Genomic DNA, 10,160 nt, shown 5'->3' on the forward strand with positions numbered 1-10,160 from the left:
GGGCTGGGGTTGTCGATCGTCCGGGCCATCGTGGCGGCGCACGGCGGCGAGGTGGGGGCGGTGGCGCGGCCGGAGGGCGGATTGCGGGTCACCGTACGGCTGCCGCGCGGAGGGGCGTGAGATCCTGGGGACGTGCTGTCGTCGCCCATTGACGCGCTGCGTGCGCAGATCATCGACCGGCTGGCCGCCTTCGACCGCCGGGAGGTGCCGCCGGCCGGGGGGATACGCCGGGCCGCCGTCACCGTGTGCGTGCTGGAGGACGCCGAGAGCGTCCCGTACACGGTCCTGATCAAGCGGGCGCCGCGCGGCCGCAACCCCGGGCAGTGGGCGCTGCCCGGGGGGCGGCTGGACGACGGGGAGCTGCCGGTCGAGGCGGCGCTGCGGGAGCTGGCAGAGGAGACCGGCGTCACCGGGGTGGAGGTGGCCGGGCTGCTCGACGACTTCGTCACCGACTCGGGGTTCGTGATCACGCCGGTGGTGGCGTTCGGCGGCCGGCAGGAGCCGGTGGCCGATCCGCGGGAGGTGGCCTCGGTGCACGCGGTGCCGCTGGACCGGTTCCTCGCCCCAGGAGTGCCGCGCTGGGAGGGCGAGCTGCTGCAGATGCCGCTGGGGCCCTCGATCGTGATCCACGCGCCGACCGGGGCCATCCTGTGGCAGTTCGCCGAGGTGGCGCTGCGTGGCCGCGAGCAGCGGGTCTTCGACGTCGCCCAGCCGCACTGGACGAGGACCTGACCGGGGCGGTCACGGGGCGCCCATGCGGAAGGCACGATTACCTCCCGAGGCGACCCGTGTGCTTAACTCAAGGTGCCGATGTGGTTAGTGTCCCCCGGGCCGCAAATTACCGCCTTCACGGAATACCGTTCGGCTGGAGCCGTGTTGTGCATCTCGCCGAGGAGGCGACCGCCACATCGGCCTTACGACTTTCGCAGGCGCCCCGCTCACCAGCGGGGCGCCTGCCTTATGGTGGGGTGGCCGACCGCCCGATCAACCAGGAGAGCCTGTTGCTTTACCAAGTGGTCAAGTTCGCCGCTGCACCGCTCGCGCACGCGATGTGCCGGCCGCACATCTCCGGCGCGGCGCACGTGCCGAGGAGCGGGCCCGCGATCCTGGCCGCCAACCACCTGTCGGTGCTGGACTCGTTCCTGCTGCCCGCGCTGCTGCCGCGGCACGTGACGTTCACCGCGAAGAACGAGTACTTCTCCGGCAACCCGATCTCCGGGTTCTTCATGAAGCTGGGCGGGAGCCTGCCGATCGACCGCGAGAGCGCCCACGCCGCGCAAACCATGCTCGATGAGGCCGCCGCGCTGCTGGAGCGGGGCGAGTTGTTCGGCATCCACCCCGAGGGCACCCGCTCGCCCGACGGGCGGCTCTACCGGGGCAAGATCGGGGTGGCGTGGCTGGCGCTCAAGACGGGGGCGCCGGTGTTGCCGGTGGCGCTCAGCGGCACCGAGAAGGTGCTGCCGGTCGGCGCGTCGGTGCCGCGGCCCGCGAAGATCGGCATCGCGATCGGCGAGCCGATGCACTTCACGGGCGACTACACCAAGGCCCAGGACCGGCGCCGGGTCACCGACGAGATCATGGCGGCGATCCAGAAGCTGTCCGGGCAGGAGTACGTCCCGGTCTATGCTGCCAGCGTCAAGGCATCCAACGGATCGAGCTAGAGGGTCGGGGGGCTGATCAGTGGCGCGGGGCCGTACGATCGCGATCGTGTCCGCCGCCACCGTGCTCGCGGTGGGCGCCGCGGCCGGTGGCGCATACTACGTGCTGCACACGCGCGGCACCCCGGCGGAGACCGCACAGCGCTTCGCCGCCGCGTGGCAGGCCGGCGACTGGTCCGCCATGAGCAAGGAGCTGGCCGCGGCGCAGCAGCTCGGCGGCTACGACCAGCAGCGCAGGGCGCTCTCGGTGGAGCGGACCTCGATCCGGCTGGGCAAGGTCACCGAGGGCGACGACATGGCGCGGGTCCCGTACACCGCGACCCTGACCTTGAAGAACATCGGCGAGTGGTCCTACGACGGCCAGATCGACCTGGTGGTGGCCGACCGCGCCTGGAAAGTGGACTGGAATCCCGCGGCGCTGCACCCGTCGATGACGGCCGGCGCGACGTTCGGGATCAAGACGCGCTGGCCGCAGCGGGCCGAGATCACCGACGCCGACGGCGGCCGCATCGACGACGGCTCGGTGGGCGGGTCTGTGCAGCAGCTCGTCGGCTACCTGGACAAGGCCACCAAGAAGGACGTGACCAAGCTGGGCTCCGCCTACAAGGTGGGGCAGGCGGTCGGCCGGGGCGGGCTGCAGGAGACGTTCCAGGAGCGGCTGGCCGGCACGCCTGCGACCGACATCCAGCTCGGCGGCAAGACGCTGAAGACCATCGAGGGCGCGGACGGCGAGCCGGTGCAGACCACGCTCGACCCGCACGTGCAGGCCGCCGCGGTGGGTGCGGTCAAGGACATGGAGAAGCCGACGTCGATGGTGGCGATCAGGCCCTCGAGCGGCGAGATCCTGGCCGTGGTCAACAACCAGGGCGGGTTCAACCGGGCGCTGGACGGCCGCTACCCGCCGGGCTCGACGTTCAAGGCCGTCACGGCGATCGGGCTGCTCGCGGCGGGCATGTCGCCGCAGGACCAGGTCACGTGCCCGATGTACGCCACCGTCGGCGGCCTGAAGATCCGCAACTCCGACAAGGAGGAGTTCGGGTCGCTGTCGTTCCTGGACTCCTTCGCCCACTCGTGCAACACGACGTTCGCGCCGCTGGCGCAGTCGAAGCTGGGCGCGGACAAGCTGCGCGACGTGGCCGAGGACGTGGGTTTCAACCAGCCGCTCAACATCGGGGTGCCGGCCACCAAGGCCAGCTTCCCCCGGGCCCAGTCGGACGCCGAGCTGGCGGCGGAGGCGTTCGGGCAGGCCAGGATCACCGCCAGCCCGCTGTCGATGGCGTCGGTGGCCGCGGCCATCGCCGACGGCACCTGGCGGCCGCCAACGCTGGTGCCCTCGCTGAAGCAGAAGGCCGCCGAACGCGAGCTGCCGGGCGGAGTGAAGGAGCAGCTGCACGCCATGATGGCGGCCGTGGTCACCAAGGGCACCGCCAAGGCGGCGGGGCTGCCCGCCGGCACGCACGGCAAGACCGGCACCGCCGAGTACGGCACCGGGGAGAAGCTGGAAAGCCACGCCTGGTTCATGGGGTTCAAGGGCGATGTGGCGTTCGCGGTGGTCGTTGAGGGTGGCGGCGGGGGCGGCAAAGTTGCCGCCCCCGTGGCGGCGGCGTTCCTCAAGGGTTTGTGATGAAGCGGCGGATCTCCGCCGCCACCTGCTCCGGCTTGCCGCGCATGGCGGCGTTCGACGTGGCACTGTGGTCGAGGCCCGCCATGTCCACGCGCCGGGTGCGCGGCAGCACCCCTTCCAGGGCGGTGAGCACCGCTTTCAGGTGCGCCGGGCTCTTCGTGCCGCCGAGCAGCAGCACCTCGGCCTCCACGGACCGGTAGACGTCGAGGTCGGCGGTGGTCTCCGCCACCAGCTGGGCGTCGTAGTGCAGGCTCGGCGCCAGCTCCCGGTACGTCGGCTCTCCACCGGTGGCCGCCTTTTCCTGATTTTTCAGCATCATGGCGGTGAGCAGCTCCAGCACCGCCCGCGGCATCACGTTGAAGAACGAAGGCCCCAGCCGGGTGGCCAGCATGCCGGTGACCAGCGCCGCCGGGATGCGTCCCGCGGCCATCTCCCGGTCGAAGCGGTCCACCCAGCCGGCCGGGTAGGTGCCGCCGAGGTCGAGCGGCGGCTCGAACGCGACGACCGTGCGCAGGGCCGGCCGGGCGATCGCGGTGCGTAAGGCGACGACGGCGCCCGAGCTCACGCCGACGACGTGCTGCGCGCCGGTCGCATCGAGCAGCGCGTCCAGGTCCTCCACCTCGCGCTGGAGCCCGTAGCCCGGTCCGTACGGGCCGCTGCGGCCCCGGCCCCTTCGGTCGGGCACGTAGCAGGTGAAGACGGCGGCCAGGGCCCGGGCCAGCTCGATGTTGCTGTGGCCGGTCTGCATGACGCCGTGCACGAGCACGAGCCCCGGTCCGTCGCCGAGCCGGTGGTAGGTGATCGTGGTGCCGTCCTTCGACGTCACTTCGTCCAGAGTGATCATGATGGCTCCCATGGTTCGGTCCGTGGAGGGAGCCCGGCTATTGTTGCCAGTGCCATCTCGTGGCCGGGGTCCGCTCCGCGGGTCTGTCGGTGCGAGGTTCACCCGGCGGCCGGTGTGCCAGCACCGCCGCCGGGGTTTTTCATTCGCTCGTGCTGCCCCTTTCGGCGAGGTCCGCCACGTCGGCGGGCAGCCGGCCGGTCTCGCGGTAGGCCCGCCAGGCGTCCTGGCCGGGGAACGTGCCCCCGTCCAGCTCTGCCAGCAGCGACCGCACCCAGGTCGCCTCCGCCTCCCGCATCGCCAGCGCGTACTCGGATTCGACGAGGAACAGCCGGGGCATCTCCTGCCGCTCCCGCGCCAGGTCCTCCCTGCCGGCCTCGATCCGCCGTTCCAGCAGCTCCAGCCGCTGCCGCAGCAGCGGCGCCACCTCGTCAGGGCCGAGCCCGGCCATCACCGACAGACCGGCCTCGAACGCCGAGGGCTCAGGCCGCGGGGTGGACAGCAACTCCCGCGTCCAGTCCTCGGCCTCCACGCGGCCGGCGTCGGTGACACGGTAGACGGTCCGCTCGGGGCGGGCGCCCTGCCGGGTACTCTCCACCGCCTCCAGCAGGCCGTGTTTCTCCAGGTTGCGGACGACGGTGTAGAGAGATCCCCACTTGATGGGCATGTCCTGGTCCTTGCCGCGTGCCCGCAGGACCGAGGCCATCTCGTACGGGTGCATGGGGCGCTGGACGACCACGGTCAGCACCGCCAGAGCCAGCAGGTTCGCCACCGGCCGCCGCTTCGCCATCCCTCTCCACCTCCACTCGCTTATATTTGTCTGCGAGTATACGTCGGCGAGTATTCGCCCACAAGGCCAGCCGGACACCGTCCCATCTGCCAGCATCCCGGCCGTCGTCGTCGCCCCAACCTTCGTCGTCACCCGGCCATCGTCGTCGCCCAGGCCAACGACAGCGGCAGGGTCGGCAGGATGAGCGCGGCCAGCGCGGCCCACTCCCGGCGTCTCTTCGGCGATGGCCTCCACCGTGGGAGCTCAACCAAACTTGAGGTCGAGCTTTGCATGCAATGTATGCAAGAATGCCGCTATGCAAACCGACGTGGCCTGCAGCCGTCTGCGGGAGCTGATCCTCGACGGCGTCTACCCGCCCGGCGCGCGGCTCACCGAGATGGAGGCCGCGGCGACCCTGGAGATGAGCCGCACTCCGGTGCGCGAGGCACTGCGGATGCTGGCCGCCGACGGCCTGGTCCGCCCTGCCGGGCGCGGCGTGGTGGTCGTGGCACTGGAGGAGGCCGATCTCAACGAGGCCTACCAGGTGCGGGCCGCGCTGGAGGCGCTCACGGCCGAGCTGGCCGCCGCCCGCCAGCGCGAGGGCCGCATCGCCCCCGCCGACCTGCGGACACTGCACGACGTCGCGACGCGGACAGCGACCGCCACGGCCGAAGGGCGCCTCGCCGACGCGGTGCGGCTCAACCGCCGCTTCCACCGGACGATCGCGGAGCTGGCCGGCAACACGATGGCCCTGCAGGCGCTGGAGCGGATCTGGGACCAGATCCAGGTGTCCACCCTGCACTCGCTCATGCCCCCGTCCCGGCCGGCGCACGTGTCGGGCCAGCACGACGAGCTGCTGGCCGTGATCACCGACGGCCGCCACGAGGCCGCCGCCGCCATCGCCCGCGCCCACGTCCTCGACACTCGCAGCACCGCACACAAGGAGGAGCACCGATGAGTCGCCTGCACACGTACCCGACGGTCGTGACCTGGACCGGCAACAAGGGCGCCGGCACCAGCGGCTACCGCGACTACGCCCGCGACCACGAGCTGTCCGCGGAGGGCCCGCCGGTCATCCTCGCCAGCTCGGACCCCGCCTTCCGTGGCGACCCGGCGCGCTGGAACCCGGAGCAGCTGCTGGTCGGCTCGCTCTCGCAGTGCCACATGTTGTCGTTCCTGCACCTGTGCTCAGTGGCGGACGTCGTGGTCACCGAGTACGTCGACCGCGCCGTCGGCACCATGGCCGAGACCGCGGACGGCGGCCACTTCACCGAGGTCGTCCTGCGCCCGGAGGTCACCGTGGCCACGCGCGAGATGGCCGAGACCGCCACCCGGCTGCACACCGACGCCCACAAGGTGTGTTTCATCGCCTCCTCGGTCAACTTCCCGGTGCGCCACGAGCCGGTCGTGCGCGTTCAGGGCGCCGCGGCCTCGTAGTCGAGCCCGAGCCTGGGCGCGATCTCCCGCAGGCACTCCTCGAAGACCGGCTCCAGGTCCGTGTAGGCGAAGTCGAGCTGGCCGAGCACCTCCATGCAGAGCAGCCCGTACAGCCTGATCCAGCACGATAGGAAGACGTGCACGGCCTCCACGGGCAGTCCGAGCCCGAGCGAGGCCGTGTACGCCTGAAGCTGCCGCCTGATCGACGGATCCAGCTCGGCCGGCACGGGGAACGGGCGGCTCTCCCACAGCGCCGCGAACTCCTCCAGGAAGACGTGCTCGAAGTCGCGCCCGGCCAGCTCGCGCGGCGAGTCCGGCCGCCGCTCGCTGGTGATCGGGCTGGCGAACACCCACCCGAACTCCGGCCGGTGCGTGATCGCCCACGTCCGCATCGCCCGGCACGTCGCCAGCAGCCGCGGGCCGTGATCCCCCGGCGGGTGCTCGTCCCGCGCCGCCTCCATGACCTCGGTCAGCTCGCGGAAGAAGTCGGCGGTGACCGCCCCGACCAGCTCCTCGTGGCCGGCGAAGTAGTGGTAGAGCGCCGGTCCGCTCATTCCCATCTCCCTGGCCACGGCGTTGATCGTCACAGCGGCCGAGCCCTGCTCGATCAGCAGCCTGCGCGCTGTCGCGCGGATCTCCGCCAGCGTCGCCTGCCGGACCCTTGCACGCCTGCCCTGCGCGACCATCGCACTCCCCTCCTCGACACGTCCGTTGACATCCTATGGCATCTATGTTTCCTTTATGCCTCTAAGCAAACTTACAGGCATAAAGGAGACGTTGGAGTTGAGCAGGAATCCCCTCGCGCGCACCTTCGCCAAGTACGTCATGACGGCGAAGGTCACCGAAACCGGGCTCGTCACGCCCACGATGCGCCGCATCCGCCTGGCGACCGGCACGCCGATCGCCTTTCCCTACCGGCCGGGCCAGCACATCCGGGTGCAGCTCAACGACCCCCTGTCGCTGCAGGGCATCCTGCGCCCCGCCGACACGTTGCGCACGTACACGATCTGGGAGCTGGACTCGGACCGGCGGGGTCTGGAGCTGCGGGCGCACCTCTACGACGGCGACGGCATCGGGCTGCGCTGGGCCCTCGAGGCCGCGCCCGGCGATCCTGTGACGTTCTGGTGGCCGCAGGGCGACTTCTTCACCCGCGACGACGCGCCGTTCCACCTGTTCGCCGGCGACGAGACGGCGAGCGCGGCGTTCGGCCCGATGATCCGCGCCCTGGGAGCGCGGGCGCGGGTGCACGGCGTGCTGGAGAGCGACTCCCCCGAGCACGACCCGCCCCTGCCGGGCCCGCACGAGCTGCGCCGGGTGCATCGCGCGGGCGCGCCCGCGGCCTCGTCGCGGACGCTCCTCGCCGCGGTCGCCGGCCTGGCCCTGCCGGGCAACGCCGGCGCCGCCTACCTCGCCGGCGAGGCCCGGACGTGCCAGATGATCAGGGACTATCTCGTACGCGAGCGCAACTGGCCGCGTACGTCGATCAAGGTCAAGCCGTTCTGGACGCCGGGAAAACGCGGACTGCACTGAAAATCGTTTGTGCAGGCCCTTCACGGTGATCACGCTGAGGACATGCCTGCACGATCCTCCAGCGAGTTGCTGGGATTCTCTCCGAATGCGCGCCTGCTGATCGTCAACAACGATGACTTCGGCATCTACCGGGACGTCAACGAGGCCGTCGTCCGCTCGATCGAGGACGGGATCGCCGCCTCCTGCAGCCTGATGACGCCGTGCCCGGCCGCGGGCCACGCCATGCACCTGCTGCGTGACCGTCCGGAGCTCCCTTTCGGAATCCACCTGACCCTGGTGTGCGAGCTGCCGGGCCACCCGTGGGGGCCGCTCACCGACCAGGCGGAGGTGCCGTCACTGCTCGACGAGACGGGCCGGCTCCACACCCACGACCGCATCCCCGAACTCCTCGCCCGCGCCAGGATCGACGAGGTCGAGACCGAGTTCCGCGCGCAGATCCACGCCGTGCTCGACGCGGGCCTCACACCGGTCCACCTGGATTGGCACTGCCTGGCCGACGGCGGGCGGGAGGACGTGTTCGAACTGACCGCGGCCCTGGCCGGCGAGTACGGCCTGGCGGTGCGGGCCTGGCTGGACCCCGCCCGTACGCTGCTGCGCGGCCGCGGCCTGCCGGCCGTCGACCACGACTTCCTGGACAGCTTCGCGCTGGACCTGGACGGCAAGGCGGCCGCGTACGCCCAGCGGCTGCGCGATCTACCGGCGGGGCTGAGCGAGTGGGCGGTGCATCCCGGCCTGGGAGGCGAGGAGTCACGGACGGTCGATCCGCACGGGTGGCGGGTACGCCGGAGCGACTACGCGTTCCTCACCTCGCCTCAGGCTCGCGAGCTGCTGCGACAGGAGGGGATCACGGTGATCGGGTACGAGGCCGTCCAGCGGGCCTGGACCACGTGACTCAGACGGCGGCCGCCCACGCGAGCGCGGCGGCGTCGTCACGGAGAACCATGATCAGAAGTGTGGCGACCAGCGTGGCGATGAGCAGCCAGCTGATCAGGATGATGACCGTCGAGCGGCGCGGCCGTCGCCGGTCGGCGGGCTCACCTTTCGACCTCGCCTCGCTGCGACGGACCCGCTCGTTGAACGACTCCAGTCGAGCGACGAGTCGCGGATCGTCCTCGACGAGGTGCTGCTCGATCTGGGCCAGCATCCGCTCCTCATCCTGCGACCAGGCCATAGACGCACCTCCGGAACGCAAGCTCTGTGGCGTTTTCCTGCCCAACCATGAAGATCATTAGCCCCAGCCTGACCAGGTAATTGCACTCTCTTTTCGGCTTGCGATCAAGCTCGAACTTTTGTTCTAATCATGGCATGCGCTGGGACAACCTGCGTCTGACCGATCGAGTGGGCGCGTCCGAACCGGACGATCCGGCGGCGCCGCTCTTCGCTCGCGGCGCGGTCACCCGCACCTTCGACACGCCCGAGTTCAAGGGCATGACCTTCTACGAGATCCGCGCCCGGTCCATCGTCAACCGCGTGCCGGCCGCCAGTCGCGTGCCGTTCGAGTACACGATCAACCCCTATCGCGGATGCAGCCATAGCTGTATTTACTGTTTTGCCCGAAAAACGCATGAATATCTAGATTTGGATGCCGGAGCGGACTTCGATTCCAAGATCGTTGTCAAGGTCAACGCCGCTGAGCTGGCCCGCAAGGAGCTGGCCTCGCCCCGGTGGGGCGGCCACCACATCGCCATGGGCACCAACGTCGACTGCTACCAGCGTGCGGAGGGCCGCTACCGGCTGATGCGCGGCATCCTGGCCGCTCTGCGTGACGCCGCCAATCCGTTCTCGATCCTCACCAAGGGCACGCTGATCCTCCGCGACCTCGACCTGCTCACCGAGGCTGCGGAGGTGACCGAGGTGAGCGCCAGCGTGTCGGCCGGGTTCGTCGATCCGGGGATGTGGCGGGCGGTGGAGCCGGGCACGCCCCATCCGCGCCGGCGGCTGGAGGCCTGCGCCACGCTCAACGACAACGGCATCGCGTGCGGGGTGCTGATGGCGCCGATCCTGCCCTACCTCACCGACTCCCCTGCCCAGCTCGAACGCACGGTGAAGGAGATCGCCGACTCGGGCGCCACCCACATCGCCCCCATCGTGCTGCACCTGCGGCCGGGGGCGCGGGAGTGGTGGCTGAGCTGGCTCTCGCGCGAGCATCCGCGCCTGGTGCCGCGCTACCTGGAGCTGTACGGTCGCGGCGCCTACGCGCCGAAGGCGTACCAGCAGCGGATCACGGCACAGGTCAAGGAGCTGGCCGGACGCTTCGGCGTCGGCCGTGCCACCCCGGCCATGGCCCGCCGCCTCCCACCC

The 10,160-nt window shown here is 70.8% G+C and carries 13 protein-coding genes; 9 read left to right on the top strand and 4 right to left on the bottom strand.

What is annotated here, in order from left to right:
* The first annotated feature begins 9 nt into the window (after positions 1–9).
* The 4 genes from ETD86_RS59800 to ETD86_RS49320 all read left to right on the top strand — a co-directional run bounded on the left by ETD86_RS59800 (position 10) and on the right by ETD86_RS49320 (position 3,282).
* Complete coding sequence (locus tag ETD86_RS59800; RefSeq protein ID WP_425465709.1) at positions 10–120, top strand: hypothetical protein; 111 nt, start codon at positions 10–12, stop codon at positions 118–120.
* Positions 121–132: 12 nt separating this feature from the next.
* Positions 133–732, top strand: coding sequence for an NUDIX hydrolase (locus ETD86_RS49310; protein ID WP_246149436.1), 600 nt, complete (start codon positions 133–135; stop codon positions 730–732).
* A gap of 236 nt (positions 733–968) precedes the next feature.
* Positions 969–1,661, top strand: a complete 693-nt coding sequence (locus tag ETD86_RS49315) for a lysophospholipid acyltransferase family protein (protein WP_246149437.1) — start codon at positions 969–971, stop codon at positions 1,659–1,661.
* Positions 1,662–1,707: 46 nt separating this feature from the next.
* The gene (locus tag ETD86_RS49320; protein ID WP_246149438.1) at positions 1,708–3,282 is read left to right on the top strand and encodes a penicillin-binding transpeptidase domain-containing protein; all 1,575 of its coding nucleotides are present in this window, start codon (positions 1,708–1,710) and stop codon (positions 3,280–3,282) included.
* On the opposite strand, the gene ETD86_RS49325 is transcribed toward ETD86_RS49320, so the two are convergent.
* Both ETD86_RS49325 and ETD86_RS49330 read right to left on the bottom strand, forming a co-directional pair.
* A complete protein-coding gene (locus ETD86_RS49325) occupies positions 3,269–4,126 on the bottom strand; it encodes an alpha/beta fold hydrolase (RefSeq protein ID WP_170223720.1) in 858 nt (285 codons plus the stop codon). The genes ETD86_RS49320 and ETD86_RS49325 overlap by 14 nt on opposite strands.
* Before the next feature lie 139 nt (positions 4,127–4,265).
* Entirely contained in the window at positions 4,266–4,913 is a 648-nt protein-coding gene (locus ETD86_RS49330) for a PadR family transcriptional regulator (RefSeq protein WP_138673531.1), read from the bottom strand.
* Positions 4,914–5,208: 295 nt separating this feature from the next.
* Here ETD86_RS49330 and ETD86_RS49335 point away from each other — a divergent pair, with 295 nt between their 5' ends.
* Positions 5,209–5,850 carry a GntR family transcriptional regulator gene (locus ETD86_RS49335; RefSeq protein ID WP_138673532.1) on the top strand — a complete coding sequence of 214 codons (642 nt, stop codon included), beginning with the start codon at positions 5,209–5,211 and terminating at the stop codon, positions 5,848–5,850.
* Complete coding sequence (locus ETD86_RS49340) at positions 5,847–6,329, top strand: OsmC family protein (RefSeq protein WP_138673533.1); 483 nt, start codon at positions 5,847–5,849, stop codon at positions 6,327–6,329. Before ETD86_RS49335 ends, ETD86_RS49340 begins: the two co-directional genes overlap by 4 nt.
* Here the strand turns inward: ETD86_RS49340 and ETD86_RS49345 are convergent.
* On the bottom strand, positions 6,308–7,015 hold the full coding sequence (locus ETD86_RS49345) for a TetR/AcrR family transcriptional regulator (RefSeq protein WP_138673534.1): 708 nt from the start codon (positions 7,013–7,015) through the stop codon (positions 6,308–6,310). The two genes, ETD86_RS49340 and ETD86_RS49345, sit on opposite strands and share 22 nt — an antisense overlap.
* Positions 7,016–7,112: 97 nt before the next feature.
* On the opposite strand from ETD86_RS49345, the gene ETD86_RS49350 reads away from it, so the two are divergent.
* Together ETD86_RS49350 and ETD86_RS49355 are read left to right on the top strand one after the other, a co-directional pair.
* Positions 7,113–7,859 (top strand): siderophore-interacting protein, encoded by a 747-nt coding sequence (locus ETD86_RS49350; RefSeq protein ID WP_246149439.1) that lies wholly within the window; start codon positions 7,113–7,115, stop codon positions 7,857–7,859.
* 42 nt (positions 7,860–7,901) lie between these two features.
* Positions 7,902–8,750: a polysaccharide deacetylase family protein gene (locus ETD86_RS49355; protein ID WP_138673536.1), complete on the top strand. Its 849-nt coding sequence runs from the start codon at positions 7,902–7,904 to the stop codon at positions 8,748–8,750.
* Between the two features lies 1 nt (position 8,751).
* On the opposite strand, the gene ETD86_RS49360 is transcribed toward ETD86_RS49355, so the two are convergent.
* The gene (locus tag ETD86_RS49360; protein WP_138673537.1) at positions 8,752–9,030 is read right to left on the bottom strand and encodes a DUF3040 domain-containing protein; all 279 of its coding nucleotides are present in this window, start codon (positions 9,028–9,030) and stop codon (positions 8,752–8,754) included.
* Positions 9,031–9,164: 134 nt separating this feature from the next.
* Here ETD86_RS49360 and ETD86_RS49365 point away from each other — a divergent pair.
* The coding region (locus ETD86_RS49365) for an Rv2578c family radical SAM protein (RefSeq protein ID WP_138673538.1) at positions 9,165–10,160 on the top strand (996 nt) is incomplete at its 3' end.

This window comes from Nonomuraea turkmeniaca (assembly GCF_005889735.1).
GTDB classification, from domain to species: Bacteria; Actinomycetota; Actinomycetes; order Streptosporangiales; family Streptosporangiaceae; genus Nonomuraea; species Nonomuraea turkmeniaca.

What these genes read in the sequence shown, in the direction of transcription:
- ETD86_RS49325 (WP_170223720.1), bottom strand. Translation starts at nt 4,126, where the DNA reads ATGATCACTCTGGACGAAGTGACGTCGAAGGACGGCACCACGATCACC.
- ETD86_RS49330 (WP_138673531.1), bottom strand. Translation starts at nt 4,913, where the DNA reads ATGGCGAAGCGGCGGCCGGTGGCGAACCTGCTGGCTCTGGCGGTGCTG.
- ETD86_RS49335 (WP_138673532.1), top strand. Translation starts at nt 5,209, where the DNA reads ATGCAAACCGACGTGGCCTGCAGCCGTCTGCGGGAGCTGATCCTCGAC.
- ETD86_RS49340 (WP_138673533.1), top strand. Translation starts at nt 5,847, where the DNA reads ATGAGTCGCCTGCACACGTACCCGACGGTCGTGACCTGGACCGGCAAC.
- ETD86_RS49345 (WP_138673534.1), bottom strand. Translation starts at nt 7,015, where the DNA reads ATGGTCGCGCAGGGCAGGCGTGCAAGGGTCCGGCAGGCGACGCTGGCG.
- ETD86_RS49355 (WP_138673536.1), top strand. Translation starts at nt 7,902, where the DNA reads ATGCCTGCACGATCCTCCAGCGAGTTGCTGGGATTCTCTCCGAATGCG.
- ETD86_RS49360 (WP_138673537.1), bottom strand. Translation starts at nt 9,030, where the DNA reads ATGGCCTGGTCGCAGGATGAGGAGCGGATGCTGGCCCAGATCGAGCAG.